General features: G+C 67.2%; 16 protein-coding genes. 9 read left to right on the top strand and 7 right to left on the bottom strand.

From position 1 onward, the window contains the following. Window positions 1-25 precede the first annotated feature (25 nt). A complete protein-coding gene (locus tag FHS74_RS17530; RefSeq protein ID WP_184802923.1) occupies window positions 26-394 on the top strand; it encodes a hypothetical protein in 369 nt (122 codons plus the stop codon). A gap of 34 nt (window positions 395-428) precedes the next feature. Here FHS74_RS17530 and FHS74_RS17525 read toward each other — a convergent pair whose 3' ends face one another. The 4 genes from FHS74_RS17525 to FHS74_RS17510 all read right to left on the bottom strand — a co-directional run bounded on the left by FHS74_RS17525 (window position 429) and on the right by FHS74_RS17510 (window position 5,089). Beyond that, complete coding sequence (locus tag FHS74_RS17525; RefSeq protein ID WP_184802921.1) at window positions 429-2,705, bottom strand: glycoside hydrolase family 3 C-terminal domain-containing protein; 2,277 nt, start codon at window positions 2,703-2,705, stop codon at window positions 429-431. Window positions 2,706-2,916: 211 nt separating this feature from the next. Then, entirely contained in the window at window positions 2,917-3,435 is a 519-nt protein-coding gene (locus tag FHS74_RS17520; RefSeq protein ID WP_184803310.1) for a nuclear transport factor 2 family protein, read from the bottom strand. 20 nt (window positions 3,436-3,455) lie between these two features. Beyond that, a complete protein-coding gene (gene lra1, locus FHS74_RS17515; RefSeq protein ID WP_184802919.1) occupies window positions 3,456-4,217 on the bottom strand; it encodes an L-rhamnose 1-dehydrogenase Lra1 in 762 nt (253 codons plus the stop codon). A gap of 59 nt (window positions 4,218-4,276) precedes the next feature. Continuing rightward, window positions 4,277-5,089, bottom strand: coding sequence for an IclR family transcriptional regulator (locus FHS74_RS17510; protein ID WP_184802917.1), 813 nt, complete (start codon window positions 5,087-5,089; stop codon window positions 4,277-4,279). A gap of 583 nt (window positions 5,090-5,672) precedes the next feature. On the opposite strand from FHS74_RS17510, the gene FHS74_RS17505 reads away from it, so the two are divergent. The 7 genes from FHS74_RS17505 (at window position 5,673) to rhaT (ending at window position 15,298) form a co-directional block, all read left to right on the top strand. After that, window positions 5,673-8,390 carry a TonB-dependent receptor plug domain-containing protein gene (locus FHS74_RS17505; RefSeq protein ID WP_184802915.1) on the top strand — a complete coding sequence of 906 codons (2,718 nt, stop codon included), beginning with the start codon at window positions 5,673-5,675 and terminating at the stop codon, window positions 8,388-8,390. 180 nt (window positions 8,391-8,570) lie between these two features. Further along, the gene (locus FHS74_RS17500; protein WP_246463219.1) at window positions 8,571-10,235 is read left to right on the top strand and encodes an alpha-L-rhamnosidase-related protein; all 1,665 of its coding nucleotides are present in this window, start codon (window positions 8,571-8,573) and stop codon (window positions 10,233-10,235) included. A 44-nt stretch (window positions 10,236-10,279) separates the two neighbouring features. Then, window positions 10,280-11,464 carry an L-rhamnonate dehydratase gene (rhmD, locus tag FHS74_RS17495; protein ID WP_184802913.1) on the top strand — a complete coding sequence of 395 codons (1,185 nt, stop codon included), beginning with the start codon at window positions 10,280-10,282 and terminating at the stop codon, window positions 11,462-11,464. A gap of 22 nt (window positions 11,465-11,486) precedes the next feature. Next, on the top strand, window positions 11,487-12,353 hold the full coding sequence (locus tag FHS74_RS17490) for a 2,4-didehydro-3-deoxy-L-rhamnonate hydrolase (RefSeq protein ID WP_184802910.1): 867 nt from the start codon (window positions 11,487-11,489) through the stop codon (window positions 12,351-12,353). After that, entirely contained in the window at window positions 12,350-13,105 is a 756-nt protein-coding gene (locus FHS74_RS17485) for an SDR family NAD(P)-dependent oxidoreductase (RefSeq protein ID WP_184802908.1), read from the top strand. The genes FHS74_RS17490 and FHS74_RS17485 overlap by 4 nt, the downstream gene beginning before the upstream one ends. Window positions 13,106-13,285: 180 nt before the next feature. After that, on the top strand, window positions 13,286-14,200 hold the full coding sequence (locus FHS74_RS17480; protein WP_184802906.1) for an amidohydrolase family protein: 915 nt from the start codon (window positions 13,286-13,288) through the stop codon (window positions 14,198-14,200). Window positions 14,201-14,230: 30 nt separating this feature from the next. Continuing rightward, window positions 14,231-15,298, top strand: a complete 1,068-nt coding sequence (gene rhaT, locus FHS74_RS17475; protein WP_184802904.1) for an L-rhamnose/proton symporter RhaT — start codon at window positions 14,231-14,233, stop codon at window positions 15,296-15,298. A 13-nt stretch (window positions 15,299-15,311) separates the two neighbouring features. On the opposite strand, the gene FHS74_RS17470 is transcribed toward rhaT, so the two are convergent. From FHS74_RS17470 to FHS74_RS17460, 3 genes are all read right to left on the bottom strand, one after another. Then, window positions 15,312-16,304, bottom strand: a complete 993-nt coding sequence (locus tag FHS74_RS17470) for an enolase C-terminal domain-like protein (protein ID WP_184802901.1) — start codon at window positions 16,302-16,304, stop codon at window positions 15,312-15,314. Next, on the bottom strand, window positions 16,301-17,638 hold the full coding sequence (locus tag FHS74_RS17465; RefSeq protein WP_184802899.1) for an MFS transporter: 1,338 nt from the start codon (window positions 17,636-17,638) through the stop codon (window positions 16,301-16,303). Before FHS74_RS17465 ends, FHS74_RS17470 begins: the two co-directional genes overlap by 4 nt. Window positions 17,639-17,707: 69 nt before the next feature. Beyond that, complete coding sequence (locus tag FHS74_RS17460; protein ID WP_184802897.1) at window positions 17,708-18,364, bottom strand: helix-turn-helix domain-containing protein; 657 nt, start codon at window positions 18,362-18,364, stop codon at window positions 17,708-17,710. A gap of 163 nt (window positions 18,365-18,527) precedes the next feature. Here FHS74_RS17460 and FHS74_RS17455 point away from each other — a divergent pair, with 163 nt between their 5' ends. Continuing rightward, a complete protein-coding gene (locus FHS74_RS17455; protein ID WP_184802895.1) occupies window positions 18,528-20,720 on the top strand; it encodes a TonB-dependent receptor in 2,193 nt (730 codons plus the stop codon). The last annotated feature ends 12 nt before the right edge of the window (window positions 20,721-20,732 follow it).

The following is a 20,732-nucleotide window of genomic DNA, read 5'->3' as shown; positions in this document are numbered from 1 at the left end:
GACCACTCCGAGTGAAGAGATGGAAATGCCCGCCCCCAAGACTTGGATGATCATCGCCCTTGTCGCCGCCTGCGGCGCGGGTGGCTTCGGGTTCGCCTTCATGAGGAAGGCCCATCCCGATGTGGCGGCCATACGCGTCACCCTGTCCGCCAACTTCTCCGCCCAGTGCTTCAAGTCGGCACGGGCCACCGCGCCGGCCGGTGTCGCGGACGACACGCTGCGGGGCTTCTGCGGCTGCACCGCCAGCCGCCTGAACACGGCGCTGACGGACGATGACGTGGAGTGGCTGGCGGAGCAGGAACGCCTGGGCGTGACCGCCCCGCCCGCGTTGCTGATGGACAAGGCCAGGCCCATCGCGGCCACATGCCGGGCGGAGGCGGGGCTGGCCGGTTGACCGGCCCCTCCCCGCCTCCGCTGGCCCTGGGCGCTTACCGCCGCGTGCCGTCCACCGGCAAGGTGGTGTCGGCCAGGTGCACGGTCACGGTGGCCGTGATGTCCTGGTAGGAGGAGCCGGTCATCACCTTGTAATCGCCACCCTTGATCTTCCAGGCGTGCGCCGCGGTGTCATACGTGGCCAGCAGGCGCGGGTCCACGGTCAGGCTGACGCCTTGGCTTTCCCCGGCTTTCAGCGCGACCTTGTGGAAAGCGCCCAGGCGCTTCGGCGCCTCCCACCCGGCATCGGCCGGGGCGGCCACATAGACCTGGGCCACGGCCTTGCCGTCACGGTCGCCGGTGTTGCGTAGGGTCAAGCTGGCCTTAAGGCCCTTGCCATCCGCCGCCGCCGCCAGGTCGGACGCGGCGAACGTGGTGTAGCTGAGGCCGAAGCCGAAGGGGAACAGCGGCTTCAGGTTCTTCTTCTCGAACCATTTATAGCCGATGGCCGCCCCCTCGATGGTGTAGTCGGCATGGGGATGCTCGGCCTTGTCCTTACGGTCGCCATCCACCACCGTGCGCGGCAGCTGGTCGACCGAAGCCGGGAAGCTGACCGGCAGGTGGCCGGAGGGGTTGACCTCACCAGCCAGCACGCGGGCGATGGCCTCACCGCCGCTGGTGCCGGGATACCAGGCGTTGACCACGGCCGCCACCTTGTCCAGCCAGGGCATCACCACCGGGCCGCCGTTTTCCAGCACCACCACCGTCTTCCTGTTGGCGCCGGCCACGGCCTTGATCAGCGCGTCCTGGTCGTTGGGCAGGTTCAGGTCGACGGCGTCCTGGCCCTCCCCCGTCCACTGGGTGGCGAAGACGATGGCGACATCGGCGCCGGCCGCCAGCTTGGCGGCGGCCTTGGGGTCCTTGCCATCGATATAGGTCACCGTCGCCTGGGTCAGGCCCTGCAGCGCCTTCAAGGGCGACGACGGGTCGAAGACCATGGGGCCGGGGAAGAACGCGGGGCCTTCATTCGGAATGATCAGGCCATTCGCGGGGGCGCCGTAGGGATAGACCTGGGCGGAGCCGCCGCCCGACAGCACGCCCACATCGGCATGGCCACCGATGATCGCGATGGTCTTCACCGTCTTGGCCAAAGGCAGGACGCCGCCCTGGTTCTTCAGCAGGACGATGGCCTCTTCCGCGTCGGCCTGGGTGACCTTGGCATGGGCGGCATAGTCGATGGTCGCGGCCTGGTCGCCGTTCAGCGGGTGCTCGAACAGGCCGTTGGCGAACATGGCGCGCAAGATCCGGCCGGCCATGTCGTCCAGGCGCTCGGCGCTGACATGGCCGTTGTTCACCGCTTCATCCAGCGCGTCCTTGAAGTAGGGCGACTTGTCGAAGGGGTAGCCCGACTGCTGGTCCAGGCCGGCATTGGCGGCCGGCGCGGTGGAGTGGGTGGCGCCCCAGTCGGACATGACGAAGCCCTGGAAGCCCCAGTCCTTCTTCAGGACCTGGTTCAGCAGCCAGTCGTTCTCGCAGGCATAGGCGCCGTTGACCCGGTTGTAGGAGCACATGACCGAACCGGGGTCGCCGGTCTCCAGCGCGAACTCGAAGGCCAGCAGGTCCGACTGGCGGCCCGCCGCCTCATCGACCTTCACCTCGATGAAGTTGCGGCTGGTCTCCTGGTCGTTGAAGGCATAGTGCTTCAGGGTGGAGATGATGTGGTTGGACTGGATGCCCTTGATGGCATGGCCGACGATGGTGCCAGCCAGCAAGGGATCCTCGCCGCCATATTCGAAGTTGCGGCCGTTGCGCGGCTCCCGCATCAGGTTGACGCCGCCGGCCAACTGCACGTTGAAGCCGGAGCGGCGGGCCTCGTCGCCGATCATGGCGCCGCCGGCGAAGGCCAGCTCCGGGTTCCAGGTGGCGGCCGTCGCCAGGCCGGACGGCAGGGCGGTGCGCAGGCGGGGGGTGGGGCTGGCCTGCGTGGCGACGCCAACGCCGGCGTCGGTCTGCGACTGCGCCGGAACGCCGAGGCGGGCGATGCCGGGGACGTAGCCGGCGGAATCGGCCATGCCGCCCTCGATGCGCTTGTACGCCTTGGGCTTGAAGTCGGTGGAGAAGTAGCCGAACACCATCTGCAGCTTCTCTTCCCGCGTCATCACCTTCAGCAAGGCGGCCGTGCGGGTGTCCGGCGACTGGCCGGCATCCTGCCAGGCACCCGTGACGGGGGCTGGCGTCGGCGCATCCGCCGCGAAAGCCGGGGCGGCTCCGACATAGGTAAGCGTTGTCATAAACAGCGCGCTGGAGAGCAGCAGGTGATGTCTAACCGACATGGACGTTTCCAATTTTCGTTTTAGCCGTAAGGGCGCAACCCCGGGGACGGAGGCCAGGGTCGAGCCTGGGCGCCGTTTCCTTCATACCAGCCCGACGGGGACGGGCGAAGGCGATATTTCGGGAATGTCGAAACCTCCCCCGAGGTGCGCCCTTTTTCCAGCCTCGGCCATTGCGCACGGATTGGCGACCGAGGCGTGGCTGGCTTTACCGTCAGGGGCCGGGGGGCAAATCCTTGCTTGCCGGATCCCAATGCTCATCCGCCTTGCCATCCTTGAAACGCCACATGTCGAACCAGGTGGTCGTATAGGTCTTCGACGGGTCCTTCGGATCCTTCAGGGTGCGCGGGAACACCACCGTCACCAGATCGCCCTCCGCCAGGACGGCGACAACCGGGGTTGCCATAGTCTGCGGCACGGGCTTGGGCGCCCGTTTGAGCACCTTGCTGAAGAAGTCCACGACGTGGTCGCGGCCCGAGGGAACGAGGGGATTGTGCTGGTGATACTCGGCCGTCATCCAGCGATCCGCCTCATCCCAATGATCGGCTTCAAGCAGATCTTTCACGATGTGATAGGCCGCTTGCTTGTTGCGGTTGAGGACAGGGTCGGGACTGGTGAACAGCGCATCGGGGTTGCGGGCGCCAACCACCGCCTCCTGCGCTTTCGCCCCCCCTGGGGCAGCGGTTCCGGCAAGAAAGATGCCGACAAGAAAAACGCTCAGTTTCAGCCACATGGCATTACCCCCCAATTCAGTTATTGCAGATTGACGAACGCCCCGCCGTCCACCAGCAGGGCGGCGCCGGTGACGTAGCGCGCCATGTCGGACGCCAGGAAGAGGATGGGGCCGGCCAGATCCTCCGGCACGCCCAGGCGGCCCAGCGGGATGCGGGCGGCCATGCGGGCGCGCTTTTCCGGGTCGGCCAGATCGTCCTTGTTGATGGCGGTCTGGATCGTGCCCGGCAGCACGGAGTTGCAGCGGATGCCGTGACGGCCCAGCGCGATGGCGCAGGATTGCATCAGCGAATGCACGCCCGCCTTGGTGGGGGTGTAATGGGTCTGGTACTCGCCGCCCACCAGGGCGCTGATGGAACTGACGGCGACGATGGATCCGCCCCGCCCCTGCGCCACCATCTGGTTGGCGGCCGCCTGAACCATATAGTAGGCGCCGTGCAGGTTGACCCGCATCGTGCGATCCAGCACAGCCACCGGCATGTCGAGGAAGGCATGGAAGGGGCATATGCCGGCGTTGCTGACGAAGACGTCGACGCCGCCGAAGGCCGTCACCGCAGCCGCCACGAAGGCCGGGGCCGAGGCCGGATCCGCCACGTCGGAGCGGATGGCGATGGCCTCGCGGCCCAGCGACCGGATCTCCGCCACCACCGACTCCGCCTCGGCCTCATCGCCCAGATAATTGATGGCGACGTTGGCGGCGGCCCGCGCGCATTCCACCGCGGCCGCCCGGCCTATGCCCTGCGACGCCCCGGTGATCAGGACCGTCTTACCTTCAAGCAGCATGTCTCGCCTTTCCCTCCCGATACGGCGGCCCCCTCCTTCTTCCGGGGGCGGCCGGTGGTTCATGCCTTCGGTTTGCGCGGCCGGCGGCGGCCGGCGCGCTCGCTCCACCCCAGTTCACGGCTGATGGCGATGGCGGTGTCCGTCACCTGGCCGGTCAGCGATTCCATGCGGGCGTCGCTCATGTACTGGGCGGCGCTGGATACGCTGAGCGCCGCCACGATCTCGCCACTGGCGCCCCGGATGGGGGCGGCGACGCAGCGGATCTGGTCCTCATTCTCCTCCAGGTCAAAGGCGTAGCCCTTGGCGGCATAGGCCCGCATGCGCTCCAGCCACACGGCCAGGCCGATGGCGGAGCCCTGGGCCTCATAGAATTCCCGCCACGCCGTCTCGTCATGGTCCAGGATCAGGGCCTTGCCCAGACCGGTGGACGCGATGGGATGGCGCTCCCCCACGCGGGAACCGATGACCACCCGTCGGCGCCCCGGCACCTTGTCCAGGTAGAGGGCCTGGAAGCCGTCGAGGATACCCAGGTGCACCGTGTCCTCCGTGGCCGCCGCCAGCTGTTCCAGATGGGGCCTGGCGACGCTGGGCATGTGCATCTGCTGATGCGCCACCCAGCCCAGTTCCAGAAGCTTCGGCCCCAGGCTGTAGCCTTCCCGGGCGACGAAGGTGAGATAGCCCCGGTCGACCAGGGCGGAGGCCAGACGGTGGGTGGTGGACTTGGTCAGGCCAAGGCGTTCGGACAGCGCCGGCAGGGCGATGATTCCTTCCGCCACGACGTCGATGACGTCCAGGCCCCGGAACAGGGTCTGGCTGCCCGAAGGCGCGCCCTTGCCCTCCTCTTCGGCATCGGATTTCTTCGGTAATTCCATATTGCAACATTCCATATCATTTAATGAAAATGACGGCAAGCCGATGCCTGCACGCTCATGAGAATGGTGTCGCCGTGATTTATTTGCCAGCAATTTCCCGATATCTGGAATTTAACCCCTATGGCGCATGCGGCCCGCTCGCCGCTGCGGTTGGTACAGAGAGGGTCCCGGCGCAGGGGAATGAGCCAGTTTTATCCCGAGCGTTTCTGCGGGCGATGCGCAGTCCGTCGCAAGATCGTCGCGTTGCCACAAGGGTGGCGGGCGCGCGAATGTTTCATATAATGACTGATACTTGCACATAATGGTTTGACACAGCCGTTGGCCGGCGATAGCATCCCGCCCATAAAGACGACAAGACAGGGAAGAAACCACCCGCAGGCTCCGTGCCGGAGCCTGGCGCCCGGTGCCTGACTCAGGCGGACCACCACACCCGTACCGATCGCACAGTCACACAACGGAAGAGCCTCAGGCCAACCGGCACTCGATCCATGAGTGCTGGCAAGGGAAAGTCCTTGCCCGGCCTGCGGTGTCAACGACAACGAAAATAAAGGGAGATGCTCATATGGGACATCGCTGTCACCTCATGCCTCGCCAGGCCCGCGCCGGGACGACGGTCGCCACCAAGACCTTGGCGGCGGCGCTGACCATGCTGCTCGGCACCGCCAGCGGCCACGCCTTGGCACAGACGGTCGCGCCAGCCTCCAACCAGGGCGCCACGGCATCGGAAACGGCCGAACCCCTGGAGGAAATCATTGTCACGGGCACCAGCATCCGCGGCATCCAGGTGCCCTCGTCCGCGGTCAGCACGGTCACGCGCGACGACATGGTGGCCACCGGCGCCACCAACGCCACGGAACTGCTCCGCTCCCTGCCCCAGGTGGGCAACTTCAATTCGACGGGCAGCAACACTGGTTTCGGCCAGGCCAACTTCGTTGACCAGCCCGCCATCCATGGCGTGGGCGTGGGCAACGGCGGCGGTGGCCTGACCCTGGTGCTGTTCGACGGCATGCGCCTGCCCGGTGCCGGCATCAACCAGACCGCCCCGGACCCTTCCGCCATCCCCGTCTCCGCCCTGGAACGGGTGGAGGTCATCGCCGACGGCGCCTCTTCCATCTATGGGTCCGACGCCGTGGCCGGCGTCATCAACTTCATTCCCCGCCGCAACTACGACGGGGCGGAAACCCACTTGCAGGCGGGCTTCGGCAATTCCTACGACAGCCAGAATTTCAGCCAGCTGTTCGGCAAGACCTGGACCGGTGGATCCATCCTGCTGGACTATGAGCACTCCGGCAATTCGGAGCTGAAGGCCGGCAGCCGCTCCTACATCTCGGACAACGGCACGTCCAAGGGCTGGGGCGACAACCGCGTGCAGAACTGCGGCGTCTCCAACATCACCGCCGGCGGCGTCACCTATGGCCTGACGGCCACCGGTGCCCTGAAGGCGGGTCAGCCCAACAAGTGCGAGGGCCGGCTGGATGACGACCTCTACCCCGATCAGCACCGCGACCAGGGCCTGATCTCCATCCGGCAGGAGATCGCCGATGGTGTCGAGGTCTTCGCCAATGAACTGTACAGCCGGCGCGTCATGACCACGCGGATGAGTTCGACATCCGCCCAGGCGTCACCCAACAACAGCGCCTTTTCTGTCACCGTCCCCAGCACCAGCCCGTTTTACATCGCCGTTCCCGGGCTGGGCGGCGTGGACGAAACGGTGACCTACAATCCCGGCGCTTCCTTCCAGAACCACACGACCACCAGCACCCAGGTGGCCAATGTGGGCGCCGACATCGATCTGAGCCACGGCTGGCAAGGCAAGGTCGCGGGCAATTTTGGCTTCGAACGCGACGACGTGCGCCAGAACGGCCTGAACCAGACCCTGGCCACGGACCTGGCCGCCGCCGGCACGCTGAACCCCTACGGCATTGGCGCCGCCAACAGCCCGGCCGTCCTGGCGGCGCTGCGCGACTACCAGACCCGTTACTCAGGTGAGCAGTTCCTGCAGGAGGGCCTGTTCAAGGCTGACGGCCCCCTGTTCGACCTGCCCGGTGGCACGGTCAAGGCGGCGGTCGGCGCCGACATCCGCCATGAACGCTTCGCCGCCAGCAACAGCGTCGGCCCCACCAACCCGGCCAGCTGGTTGAGCGCGTCGGAAGCGGCCGTGTCCTCCTTCTCGTCCGTCGGCGAGCGCGACGTGAAGTCCGTGTTCGGCGAATTGTCGGTGCCGCTGGTGGGCGACGGCAACGCCATGCCCGGCATCCGGTCCGTCAACCTGTCGCTGGCCACCCGCTATGACAGCTACAGCGACGTGGGCGACACCACCAACCCCAAGGTCGGCCTGACCTACAGCCCGATCGAGGGCCTGACCCTGCGCGGCAGCTTCGGCTCCAGCTTCCACGCGCCCAGCCTGGCGGACGCCGGCACGGCCATCGACACCCGCGCCATCCGCTTCACCGACTTCGTCGGCTTCGATCCCAACAAATATTCCATCATCCTGGCCGGCGGCAACAAGCTGAAGCCGGAGACGGCGGACACCTATTCCGCTGGCTTCGACTACAAACCCAAGGACGTGCCGGGCCTGAAGATCAGTTCCAGCTATTTCCGCATCGATTATTACAATGTCATCACCTTCCCGACCTTCAATCCGGTCACCCAACCGCAGAATTCGGTCTATGACGCCTATCGCGTCTACAATCCGACGCTGGCGCAGGCCCTGGCCCTGACCAACGGCTTCCGTCACGACGGCAATTTCAACGTGACGGCGCAGTTGCCGACCGCCATCTACGACCTGCGGCGCCAGAACTTCGCCGATGAGTTCATCCAGGGCATGGACTTCGATGTCAGCTACGGTTGGGACGCCGGCCGGGTGGGCGCCTTCACGGCGGGGCTGGCCGGCACCTGGCTGTGGCAGTTCGACCAGAAGGTCAAGGGCGCCTCGTCCATCAACACCTTGCTGAACACGGACTATGCCATCGATTTCAAGGCCCGCGCCAGCCTGATGTGGACCCTGGACGCCTACACCGCCGGGGTCTTCGTCAACTACACCAACGGCTACACCAACGCCAGCACCGGCGGCCTGGCGATCCAGAAGGTGGACAGCTTCACCACCGCCGATCTGCACCTGGCCTGGAACGTGCCGGGCCAGGGCATGATGGGGGGTATCCAGGCCACCCTGGACGTCAACAACGTCTTCGATACCGATCCGCCCTATTTCTACAACACCAACGGCGTCTCCGGCGTCGATCTCACCGCCGCGTCCCCCCTGGGCCGCGTCATCTCCATCGGCCTGACCAAGAAGTGGTGAGGCCGATACCCCAGTAGCTCACGTTTTTAGTCTTCTAGTTCTCCTCCTCCCCTGACGGGTGTCGCGGGTGCCGTTGGCCCCCCCGCGGCACCCGTTCTTTTCCCTTATGGCCAGACCGGCCCACCGGCCCCACTCTGGCCCCAACGAAACCGAGAGCCTAAAGGGAGCGCGTGCCCAGCCATGAATCGTCGGGAAATGCTGTTGGTTGTCGGGGGCGCCGCCGTGGCCGCCGCCGCGGTTTCCACCGGAACGCCGAAGCCCGCCGGGGCCCAGGACATGGTGATGGAGCCCGCCGTCGCCGGCCCGCCCAACGCGGATTGGGCCGCCAAGGCGGAGGCGTTGATGCCCACCGTGACCCAGACGGCGCAGCCGCCGCTGGCCCTGGTGCGCGCCGTGGCCGACCCTGCGGCCCCCCTGCGCTGGCGCATGGAAAAGGAAGCGGCGGCCGATAGCTTGGCCACGCGCGCCTTCAAGAAAGGCGACAGCTTCATCCTGGATTTCGGGGGTCACCGCACCGGCCACCTGGCTTTCCGCCTGGAAACCGTGGGGCGCGAGCCCGACGCCCCCGCCCGCCTGCGCCTGACCTTCGGCGAGGTGCCCAGCGATGTGGCGGAGCCGCTGTACCCCTACCAGGGTGTGCTCAGCAGCGCCTGGCTACCGGACGAGGTCATCAACGTCGACTACCTGCCCCAGGCGGTGCAACTGCCCCGCCGCTACGCCTTCCGCTATGTGAAGGTGGAGGTCATCGACACCTCGTCGGGCTTCAGTGTCCGGTTTGAGGATGTGCACGCCATCGCGCTGACGTCCGCCCAAGCCACGCCGTCCCCCCTGCCCGCCCCCTATTCCGACCTGGCCAGGCGCATCGATGCCGTGTCGCTCGCGACGCTGCGCGATTGCATGCAGACCACCTTCGAGGATGGCCCCCGCCGCGACCAGCGGCTGTGGGTGGGCGATCTGCGCCTGCAGGCGCTGGCCAACTACGCCACCTTCAAGCAGAACGATCTGGTGAAGCGCTGCCTCTATCTGTTCGCCGCCTACCGGCGGCAGGATGGGCTGGTGGCGGCCTGCGTCTATGAAAAGCCCAAGGCGCGCTACGGCGGCATCCACATCGTGGACTACGCCGCCCTCTATAACGTCGCCCTGGCCGATTACCTGGAGGCTACGGGCGACGTGGCGACGGCGCGGGAACTGTGGCCGGTGGCCAAGCGGCAGCTGGAGATCATCGGCCAGCGCGTCAACGCCGCTGGCCGCTATGTCGACCCCGGCAACGTCTGGATCTTCATCGACTGGTCGCGCGACCTGCACAAGGACGCCGCCATCCAGGGCCTGCTGGTCTTCGCGCACAAGCGCACCCTGGATCTGGCCCGCAAATTGGGGCTGGAGGGTGAGGTGGCGGGCTACCCCGCCTTGATCGAACGCATGACCGCCGCCGCCCGGACCTTCTGGGACCCCTCGGTCCAGGCCTTCGTCAGCGGCCCGGCCCGCCAGGTCTCCTGGGCCTCGCAAGCCTGGATGGCCATCGGTGGCGTCCTGCCCGCCAAGGACTGCGCCACGGCGCTGAAGACCGCGCTGGCCCGCGCCGACGCGGTGAAGCCGGTCACCCCGTATCTCTACCATTACATGGCGGAGGCGCTGCTGGACAGCGGGCTGGAGAAGGACGCCAAGGCCCTGGTGGAAGGGTACTGGGGCGGCATGGTCAAGGCCGGCGCCGATACCTTCTGGGAGGTTTATGACCCCGCCCAGCCGCTCAGCTCCCCCTACGGCGACATCCATATCAACAGCTACTGCCACGCCTGGAGTTGCACGCCCACATACTTCTACCGCTCTCGCGCCATGGTGGCCTGACCCTTTTTCCAAAGCCCCTGTTTCCTGCCAAGGAGCAAAATTCCATGACCTTCCCCACCATCAAACAGGTGCGCGCCCATGTGGTGCGCGGCGGCGGTGCGGATTATCACGACCAGGGCGACGGCCACTGGATCGACGACCATATCGCCACCCCCATGGCGAAGTACCCGGAATACCGCCAGAGCCGGCAGAGCTTTGGCATCAACGTGCTGGGCACGCTGGTGGTGGAGATCGAGGCGGCGGACGGCACGGTCGGCTTCGCCGTGACCACGGGCGGGGAGCCCGCGGCCTACATCGTGGAGAAGCACCTGGCGCGCTTCCTGGAAGGCCACAGCCCAACGGACTATGAGAAGATCTGGGACCAGATGTATTTCGGGACCCAGTATTACGGCCGCAAGGGCCTGGTGGTGAACGCCATTTCGGGCGTCGATCTCGCCCTATGGGACCTGCTGGGCAAGCTGCGGCGAGAGCCGGTGTACCACCTGCTGGGGGGTGCGGTGCGCGATGAGCTAAGCTTCTACGCCACGGGTGCCCGGCCGGATCTCGCCAAGCAGATGGGCTTCATCGGCGGCAAGATGCCCCTGCACCACGGCCCGGCCGAGGGTGAGGAGGGACTGAAGAAGAACATCGCGGAACTGGCCACCATGCGCGAGCGCTGCGGCGAGGATTTCTGGCTGATGTTCGATTGCTGGATGGCGCTGGACCTGAACTACGCCACCCGCCTGGCGCACAGGGCCAAGGACTACGGCCTGAAATGGATCGAGGAGGCGTTGAGCCCCGATGATTACTGGGGCTATGCCGCGCTGAAGAAGGCGGCGCCGGCCGGCATGCTGGTGACGACGGGCGAGCATGAGGCCACCCGCTGGGGCTTCCGCATGCTGATGGAGATGGAGTGTTGCGACATCATCCAGCCGGACGTGGGCTGGTGCGGCGGCGTCACCGAGCTGCTGAAAATCTCCGCCATGGCCGACAGCCGGGGGGTGATGGTCATCCCCCATGGCTCCAGCGTCTACAGCTATCACTTCGTCATCACCCGGCATAACAGCCCGTTCGCCGAGTTCCTGATGATGGCGCCCAAGGCCGACCAGGTCGTGCCCATGTTCCACCCCCAATTGCTGGGCGAGCCGGTTCCCGAGAACGGCCGCCTCAAGGCCACGGCCTTGGACAAGCCCGGCTTCGGCGTGGACCTCAACCCCGCCGTCACCCTGCACCGCCCCTATACGCACTGAACGCCTTTAAGGTCCTATACCCATGAAGCTATTGCGCTACGGCCCCAAGGGCCAGGAGCGGCCCGGCCTGCTGGACGCGGACGGCCGCCTCCGCGACCTGTCGGGCCAGATCACCGACATCACCCCCGATGTGCTGTCCCCCGCCGGCCTGGACCGGCTGCGGGCCATCGATCCCGCCACCCTGCCCGTGGTGGAGGGCACCCCCCGCCTGGGCGTGCCCGTGGCGGGCGTGCGGAAGTTCCTGGCCATCGGCCTCAATTATGCGGACCACGCCAGGGAAGCCAACCTGCCCATCCCGGTGGAGCCCATCCTGTTCACCAAGGCCACCAGCTGCCTGAACGGGCCGGACGACGACGTCATGCTGCCGCTGGACAGCGGGAAGTCCGACTGGGAGGTGGAGCTGGGCGTGGTCATCGGCCGTGTCGCCCGGTACGTGCCTCAGGACCAGGCGCTGGAATACGTCGCCGGCTATGTCCTGGTGAACGACGTCTCGGAACGCTTCAACCAGAAGGAACGGGGCAGCCAATGGGACAAGGGCAAGGGCCACGACACCTTCGGTCCCGTGGGCCCCTGGCTGGTGACGGCCGATGAGGTGGGCGACCCGCAGGAATTGGACATGTGGTTGGACCTGAACGGACAGCGCATGCAGACCGGCAACACCCGCACCATGATCTTCGGCGTCGCCGAACTGATCGCCTATGTCAGCCGCTTCGTCACCCTGGAGCCGGGCGACATCCTGACCACCGGCACGCCCCCCGGCGTGGGCGAGGGCCAGAAGCCCGACATGGTGTTCCTGAAGGCCGGTGATGTCATGACCCTGGGTATCGAAAAGCTGGGGACCCAGCGGCAAAAGGTGGTGGCGTGGTTCAACCAGGAGGAACGGGCGTGACGCGCATTTTCGAAGGCCGGTTCGCCGGCCGCACCGCCATCGTCACCGGTGGCGCCTCGGGCCTGGGCAAGGAAACGGCCCGCCGCCTGGTGGCCGAGGGCGCCAAGGTCGCCTTGTGGGACGTGCGGGAGGAGGCGCTGGCGGCCGCGGCGGTGGAGACGGGCGCCAGCCACACCGTGGCGCTGGATGTGACCGACGCGGCGGCGGTGCAGGCCGCGGCCACGTCCAGCCACCAGGCCCTGGGCGGGCGGGTCGATATCCTGGTGGCCTCCGCCGGCATCACCGGCGCCACCGTGCCGGTGCACGAGTTCCCGCTGGACAGTTGGCGCCGCACCATCGACATCAACCTGAACGGCCTGTTCTATTGCTGCCGCGCCGTGGTGCCGCTGATGCTGGCCAACGGCTATGGCCGCATCGTCAACATCGCCTCCGTCGCCGGCAAGGAAGGCAACCCCAACGCCAGCGCCTATTCCGCCAGCAAGGCCGGGGTCATCGGCCTGACCAAGTCGCTGGGCAAGGAACTGGCGGGCAAAGGCGTCATCGTCAACAGCCTGACGCCCGCCACCTTCGAAAGCCCCATCCTGGACCAGCTGCCGCAAAGCCAGGTGGACTACATGCGCTCAAAAATCCCCATGGGGCGCCTGGGTGAGGTGCATGAATCGGCCGCCATGGTCTGCTTCATGGCCAGCGAGGAATGCAGCTTCACCACGGCGTCGACCTTTGACACGTCAGGTGGCCGCACGACTTATTGATTTTCCCTCAGGCGCCGGGCGCCGCCATCCGGCGGCTTGGCTGTCCTCGCTTTCCAGTCCGCTCCGCTCCCCGGAAAGCTCCGGCGGACGCGGTCGCGTCCTCGTAAATATCAGGGTGGCGGCCGGGCCTTATGCCCGGCCGCATCAGAATAAATGAACAGGGGAGGGACCGCGCGGGCCATGGCCGACACGCTGATCCTGGTCGATCCGCACATGCATTTGTGGGATCTGGCCCATATCCGCTATCCCTGGCTGACGCCGCCGCTTGGTGATGGCGGGGTCAACGGCGACGTCACGCCCATCGCCCGGAACCAGGGGGTGGACGATTATCTGCTGGCCGCCCAGCAACTGCCCGAGGGCTGGACCCTGGGCGGAAGCGTGCACGTGGACGCGGGCGCCCATCCGGAAGACGCGGTGAAGGAATCCGCCTGGCTGCAGGGATTGGCCGACACCCGGGGCTTTCCCCACGGCATCGTCGGCTATGCGGCGCTGGAAGCCGCGGACGCGGAGCGGGTGCTGGCGGCGCACACGGAGTTCCGCGCCATGCGCGGCATCCGCCAGATCCTGAACTGGCATGCCGACCCGGCCAAGACCTACACGCCGCGCGACCTGCTGCGGGATGACGCCTGGCGGGCGGGCTTCGGCCTGCTGGCCCGGCACGACCTGTCCTTCGATCTGCAAATCTATCCTGGCCAGATGGCCGCCGCGGCCGATCTCGCCGCCCGGCACCCGGATACGCTGTTGATCCTGAACCATACCGGCATGCCGGTGGACAAGGATGCCGATGGCTTGGCGCTGTGGCGGCGGGGCATGGCGGCGCTGTCCCGCCAACCCAACGTCATGGTCAAGATCTCCGGACTGGGCATGCTGGACCGGGCATGGACGGTGGATGGCATCCGCCCCTTCGTCCTGCGCACCATCGAGCTGTTCGGCCCCGGCCGCTGCATGTTTGCCAGCAATTTCCCGGTCGATGGCCTGGGCGGGCGTCTGGGCGCCTATTTCCGGGCCTATGACCGGATCACCCGGGATTTCTCGGGCGATGAGCGCGCGGCCCTGTTCGGCGGCAACGCCGCCCGCGTCTACCGCCTGGACTGACACCAATAAGCGTTTGGGGAGGAGTTATCGATGGGCGCCAATCCCGTATTGGGCGTGTTCTTCCACTGGCTGGGCGGTCTCGCCTCCGCCAGTTTCTATGTGCCTTACCGGGGCGTGCGCAACTGGTCCTGGCCGGTGTTCTGGCTGGTGGGCGGGGTGTTCAGCTGGATCCTGGCGCCGTGGCTGTTCGCGCTGGTGAAGACGGAGAACCTGGGCGCGGTGCTGGCGGCCGCCCCCACCCGCACCCTGGTCCTCTGCTATCTCTTCGGCGCCCTGTGGGGTCTGGGCGGCCTGACTTTCGGTCTGACCTTGCGCTACCTCGGCATGTCGCTGGGTATGGCGGTGGCCCTGGGGCTGACGGCGGCCTTTGGCACCCTGATCCCGCCGCTGGTCAGCGGCGACCTGGTCGGCAGCCTGATGCGGACCCGGCACGGCCTGGTCATCCTGGGCGGTGTCGCCGTCTGCCTGGTGGGCATCGCCATCGTGGGATGGGCTGGCCGCCTGAAGGAGGGCGATGGCATCGAGCAGCAGGCGGTGGCGGAGTTCGATTTCAAGCGCGGCATCCTGATCGCCATCTTCTCCGGCATCATGAGCAGCTGCTTCGCCTACGGCTTGGCGGCGGGCGAACCCATCCGCCAACTGACCCTGGCCCACGGCACCGACCCGCTGTCACAGGGCCTGCCGGTGCTGGTGGTGGTGCTGTCCGGCGGCTTCACCACCAACTTCCTCTGGTGCCTGTACCTGATCATCCGCGATGGCTGCTTCGCCGAATTCACCGGCGGCCAGGGCCGCACCGCCACCGCCCCCCCGCCGCTGCTGCGCAATTACGCCCTCTGCGCCCTGGCCGGCATCGCCTGGTATCTGCAGTTCTTCTTCTACACCATGGGCGAAAGCCAGATGGGGCGCTTCGGCTTCTCCAGCTGGACCCTGCACATGGCCAGCATCATCATCTTCGCCACCCTGTGGGGTTTCATGCTGAAGGAATGGGCCGGATCCAGCCGCCGCACCCGGGCGATCCTGGGCCTGGGCATCGCCGTGCTGGTGCTGTCCACCGGCGTCATCGGCTTCGGCAACTATATGGGAACGTTGGCGCCCTGAGTCACCCCGGCAGTTATCCCACCCCCCAGAACGCCGCCGGGACCATGACCTTGCCCGCGTCGAAGATCCCCCGGTCGGCGCCGGGTTCGGCCAGGAACCAGGGCCCGTCCAGGTCGACCACGTCACACAGCTGCGCCAGGACGAAGCCCGGCGCTGCGGCCAGGACGGAGCCCGCCATGTTGCCCACCATGACGCCCAGGCCCAGGCGCCGGGCCTCCGCCGCCATGGCCAGCGCCTCGGTCAGGCCGCCGCATTTGTCGAGCTTGATGTTGACGACACTGAAGCGGCGATGCTGTTCCTGCAGTTCCGTCAGATCCAGGATGCTCTCATCGGCCGCCAGCGGCACGGGGCAATCCCAGCCATCCAGCAGATGCTCCGCCCCCCGTTTCACCGGCTGTTCCAGCAGGGACACGGCCTGGTCCACCAGCATGGCGGCCAAGGGGTCCAGATCGTCGCCTCCGAAGCCCTGGTTGGCATCGACCGACAGCCAGACATCCGGCCGGGCGCGGCGCACCGCCCGCACCCGTTCCGTGTCCGCCGCCAAATCGCCCTCCAACTTCAGCTTGATGGCGCGGGCGTGGCTGAAGGCCGTCAGGCGGCGCAGGATCTCGGCCGGGTCATCGGCCGGCAGGGTGAAGGTGGTGATCCGGGGCGTGGGCTCGGGCACCCCGGCCAGCTGCCAGACGGGCCGCCCTGCCTGAAAGGACTCCAGCTCCCACAGGGCGCAGTCCAGGGCGTTGCGGGCACCGCCGGGGGGCAGCAGGGCCTGCAGGCCGCGACGGTCGACACCGTCCTCCAGGGCCGCGCGCACACGCTCGATCTCCCGCTCCATATGCGGCGGGTCGTCGTTCATGTAATAGACCCCGGCGGCTTCGCCGTGGCCGAAGTAAGTGCCGTCGCTGACGGTGACGACGACGGCCGGCATGGCGTGCAGCAGGTAGCCGGAAATCCGGAACGGCTCGCGCATGCGCATCGCGTCCCGGCGATAGGTGATGGACAGGCTCACCGACGAACACTCCGTGCGGTTCGGGAGGCGTGGAGGAACAGCAGGATGGCGGCCCCGGCCAGGGGGGCGATGACCAGCGTCAGCGATTGGCCGATGGCCAGCGGATCGGCGAAGACGTGGTCGGTGACAAAGCCGGTCAGGGTGGCGCCGCCACCCAGCCCCAGCATGATGTTGCCAAACGCGACGAAGGAAACGCTGAGCCCCCGGGCACGGTTGGGCACGATCTCCTGCACCGCCGTGATGCCGATGGTGCCGGCGGCGCTGGAGAACAGGGTCCACAGGGTGACGGCGGCCAAGACCTGGTTGGCCGAGGTCGTCAGCGCCACCAGGGCGAAGGGGAAGGCCAGGGCGGCGCATAGCGTGGCGACCCAGATGCGCGCCGCCGGCCCATGGCGCTTCACCGCCCTGTCACTGATCACCCCACCCGCGACGGTCGCCACCACGCCCGCGACCACCACCAGCGACCCCAACGCCAGGCCGATCGCATCCGGCGCCATGGCGTAGCGACGGCTGAGCAGGGCGGGCGCCCAGGCGATCAGGGCGAAGTCGCCCACCGACATGAGGGCGCAGCAGACGATGACCGGGATCAGCACGGCGCGGACGGTCGCCAACTGGGCGAAGATGTCGCGCAGGGAGGTGGCCTCGACCCCGCCCGCCGCCGTCTCGCTGCGCCGCGCCGGCTCGCGGATGGGCAACAGGGCCAGCAGCAGCGGCAGGCCGCAGAGGCCCAGCAGGACCAGCACGGCGCGCCAGGCGGCCAAGCCATCCAGCAGGGGAATCCCGGCAAAACCACCGGATGCCGCCAGACCCAGCACGGCCCCGCCGATGGCGATGGCGACACCGCCGCCGATGGTCATGCCCATGACGAAGACGCCCGTGGCCAGTCCCCGGCGCTCCGCCGGGAACATGTCGGCGATCATGGACATGGCGGCGGGGGCGAGTGCCGCCTCCCCCACCCCGACGATCAGGCGGCCGGCGAACAGCACCCAGAAGGACGGGGCGTAGCCGCACATCAGCGTGCCGACGCTCCACAATCCGACGCCGGCGCAGATGACGGCGCGGCGCGGCAGCAGGTCGGCCAGCCGGCCCAGCGGCAAGCCCGCCAGGGAATAGATGATGGCGAAGGCGACCCCCTGCAGCACCCCCACCTGGGTGTCGCTGATGCCCAGGTCCGCCCGTATGGGGTCGACCAGCAGGCTCAGAATCTGCCGGTCCGTGTAGGACAGGATGGCCGCCACGCAGAACAGGGCCACGGCCGACCACGCCGCGACGGGGCGCGGCCATGGCGGGGTATCCCTGATCTCGATATCGTTGTCGGGGGGGTGGTTTTGCATGATGCGGGCAGCATCACACAGCCCGGACGATGTTTCAATATCTGAAACACTGTGTCGCGAATGCGCGGATCAGGGGGCTTCGTCGGTCCCCGGCGGCGACAGTTTCCAGGCCTTGGCCGCCGTCTGGGCCAGACGCTGGATGCCAGGGCCGGCGCAAACGGACAGAACCTTGCACGGCTCATCGCTCACCCGCACATAGACATGGCTCATGCCGCTGTCGAAATAGACCGAGTCGCCCGTGTCCAGACGCAGGGGGGCGTAGAGGTCGCTGTGCAGCTCCATGGCGCCGGACAGGACGTAGAGGTACTCCTCCCCCGAATGGCGGACCATGCCGCCCATTTCGGCCACGCTGCGGGCGCGGACCTCGATGATGATGGGAACCATCAGCTTTCCCAGCAGATCCGCCGCCGGATACTGGTGCGCGTGCAGGTCGGAAGTGGCGCCGGCGGACCGGCCCGCCCGCGACACGCTGCGACGGCCACCGGCCGGCGGCGCCTCCGTCTCCGGCGGTCCGGCCAGCAGCGCGGCGATATCCACACCCAGCCCCTGCGCCAGGCGCAGCAACTTGTCGTAGGTCATCTCCATCTTGCCGTTCTCCAGCTTCGACAGCGTCGAGAACGGCATGCCGCTGCGGGCCGCCAGCGCGCGCAGGGTCAGTCCCTGCTTCATGCGCACCGCCCGCAGCGCCATCGCGGGGTGGGACCGATCCAAGGCCGGACTGGCCATGCAGACTCTCCATGTTTCCAGGCATCGCTCTGTTTCAAAAATGCACCAGCGGCCTTCGGAAAACCAGCGTCGCGACGCTCCGGTATCCCTATTGCAGAAACACTGTTGCCAAATATGAAACACGTGCCATCATGGCGCCACATAACGATCAGGGAGATCGGGCATGAGGCGGGGAACCAGGGCATTCCTTTACGCGGGTATGGCGGCACTGGCCGTTGGCACGTCGGCATGGGGACAGCAGGCGGCATCGGGCGCGCCGGCGGATGCCGACACGCTGGATGAGATCATCGTCACGGCGCAGAAGCGGACACAGCGGCTGATCGACGTGCCGCAATCGGTGTCAGCGGTGTCGGCCGAGGCTTTGCAGCAAAGCCATGCCGAACGGCTGGACGACTTTTTCACCCGCGTGCCCAGCGCCGCCCTGGTGGAAACCCAGGCGGGCCAGGCGCGGCTGATCCTGCGCGGCATCAACACCGGCGGCGTCGGCGCCACGGTGGCCACCTATGTTGATGAAACCCCCTATGGCTCCGCCACCTCCCTGGCCAACGGCGCCATCCTGACGCCGGATTTGGACCCGGTGGATCTGGAACGGGTGGAGGTGCTGCGCGGCCCCCAGGGCACGCTGTACGGCGCCAACTCCCTGGGCGGCCTGGTGAAATACGTCACCGTGGCGCCCAGCACCGATGCCGTGCACGCCGCGGCCGAAATGAATGTGGAGGACGTGGCCCACGGCGACACCGGCTGGTCCGGCCGCGCCTCGGTCAACGTGCCGGTCACCGACACCCTGGCCGTGCGGGCCAGCGGCTTCTACCGGCGCGACCCGGGTTATATCGACGACCAGCGTGGCAAGGACATCAACGACGGCCGAACCTACGGCGGCCGCGTCTCCGCCCAGTTGCGCCCCAATGAAGCGTTCACCCTGCGGGCAACGGCCATGCTGCAGAACCTGGACAGCAACGGCACCAACCAGGAGGACGTGGATGCCGTCACCCTGAAGCCCGTGCTGGGCGAATACAAACAGGCCCGGGTGGTCGACCAACCCAGCGACATGCAGTATCGGGTCTATAACCTGACCGGTTCTTATGATTTCGGCCCGGCGCAACTGCTGTCGTCCACCAGCTATAGCAGCCTCTATCAAAACGCGCTGGAGGATGCGAGCGGCGTCTACGGCGACCTGCTGACCGGTGCCTTCGGCGTGCCGCTCGGCGCCTCCCAGGTGCAGCAGGTGCAACAGCGCCGCCTGACCGAAGAGGTGCGGCTGGCGTCCAGCGACCACGGCTGGCTGGAATGGACGGTCGGCGGCTTCTACACCCGGGAACGCAACGTCGTTAATCAGGTCATTGACGGCGTGGACGGCACCAGCGGCGCCCACATTGGCGATTTTGCCGGTCTCGCTTTCGCCAACCTCGCCTCCCGCTACGAGGAATATGCCGGGTTCGCCAACGGCACCGTCCACCTCTCCGACCAAGTCGACCTGACCTTCGGTGGCCGCTACAGCCATAATGAACAGGATGCGGTGCAGACGAGCAGTGGTCCCCTGGCGGGTGATTCCGACTACACCGCCCATTCCTCCGACGGGGTGTTCACCTATTCCGTGGCGCCATCGTTCAAGCCGGACGAGGACACCACCCTCTATGTCCGCGTGGCCAAGGGCTACCGGCCAGGCGGCCCCAACGTGCTGCCGCCGGGCGCGCCCGACGCCGTGCCCCACCAGTTCGGTGCCGACACCACGACCAACTATGAGATCGGGGTGAAATCGGACCTGTGGAACCGCACGCTGTCGCTGGAGCTGACAGGCTTCTACATCGACTGGGACAATATCCAGCTGTTCACCTCGGTCGACGATTTCGGCGTCAACATCAACGGTGGCACCGCCCGCAGCCAGGGCATCGAGGCCTCGGTCACGGTGAAGCCGCTGACCGGTCTGACGGTGGCGCTGAACGGCGCCTTCGTCGACGCCACGCTGACCAGCGACGCCCCGGCCCTGGTGGGTGGGCTGAAGGGTGACCGCCTGCCCTACACGGCCCGCTTCTCCTCCACCCTGGCGGTGGAATACCAGCGGCCGCTGACGGAGACGGTGAACGGCTTCGCCGGCTTCAGCTGGCGCTATACCGGCGACCGTGAGTCCGCCTTCGACACCAGCTATGGCCAGCGCCACCTCAGCGCCTTCAGCCAGGTGGACGCCCATGCCGGTGTCACCTTTGGCCCTTACCGGCTGGAAGCCTTCGTGCGCAACCTGACCGACAGCCGGGGCATCCTGGACGTCGGCGCCGCCGGCTCGGCCCTCAACGGCAACATCACCGCGGCCATCGTGCGGCCCCGTTCCTTTGGCGCCACCGTCGGCGTCCGCTACTGAAACAGGACAGAC

The organism is Nitrospirillum iridis (genome assembly GCF_014205765.1).
Lineage (GTDB): Bacteria > Pseudomonadota > Alphaproteobacteria > Azospirillales > Azospirillaceae > Nitrospirillum > Nitrospirillum iridis.
Note: the sequence above shows the minus strand (reverse complement) of the source record. Positions and strands in the feature narration are given on the sequence as shown.

Excerpts from the sequence above, each read along its gene's own strand:
- FHS74_RS17530 (WP_184802923.1), top strand. The coding sequence starts at position 26 with ATGCCCGCCCCCAAGACTTGGATGATCATCGCCCTTGTCGCCGCCTGC.
- FHS74_RS17525 (WP_184802921.1), bottom strand. The coding sequence starts at position 2,705 with ATGTCGGTTAGACATCACCTGCTGCTCTCCAGCGCGCTGTTTATGACA.
- FHS74_RS17520 (WP_184803310.1), bottom strand. The coding sequence starts at position 3,435 with ATGTGGCTGAAACTGAGCGTTTTTCTTGTCGGCATCTTTCTTGCCGGA.
- lra1 (WP_184802919.1), bottom strand. The coding sequence starts at position 4,217 with ATGCTGCTTGAAGGTAAGACGGTCCTGATCACCGGGGCGTCGCAGGGC.
- FHS74_RS17510 (WP_184802917.1), bottom strand. The coding sequence starts at position 5,089 with ATGGAATTACCGAAGAAATCCGATGCCGAAGAGGAGGGCAAGGGCGCG.
- FHS74_RS17505 (WP_184802915.1), top strand. The coding sequence starts at position 5,673 with ATGCCTCGCCAGGCCCGCGCCGGGACGACGGTCGCCACCAAGACCTTG.
- FHS74_RS17500 (WP_246463219.1), top strand. The coding sequence starts at position 8,571 with ATGAATCGTCGGGAAATGCTGTTGGTTGTCGGGGGCGCCGCCGTGGCC.
- rhmD (WP_184802913.1), top strand. The coding sequence starts at position 10,280 with ATGACCTTCCCCACCATCAAACAGGTGCGCGCCCATGTGGTGCGCGGC.
- FHS74_RS17490 (WP_184802910.1), top strand. The coding sequence starts at position 11,487 with ATGAAGCTATTGCGCTACGGCCCCAAGGGCCAGGAGCGGCCCGGCCTG.
- FHS74_RS17480 (WP_184802906.1), top strand. The coding sequence starts at position 13,286 with ATGGCCGACACGCTGATCCTGGTCGATCCGCACATGCATTTGTGGGAT.
- rhaT (WP_184802904.1), top strand. The coding sequence starts at position 14,231 with ATGGGCGCCAATCCCGTATTGGGCGTGTTCTTCCACTGGCTGGGCGGT.
- FHS74_RS17465 (WP_184802899.1), bottom strand. The coding sequence starts at position 17,638 with ATGCAAAACCACCCCCCCGACAACGATATCGAGATCAGGGATACCCCG.
- FHS74_RS17460 (WP_184802897.1), bottom strand. The coding sequence starts at position 18,364 with ATGGCCAGTCCGGCCTTGGATCGGTCCCACCCCGCGATGGCGCTGCGG.
- FHS74_RS17455 (WP_184802895.1), top strand. The coding sequence starts at position 18,528 with ATGAGGCGGGGAACCAGGGCATTCCTTTACGCGGGTATGGCGGCACTG.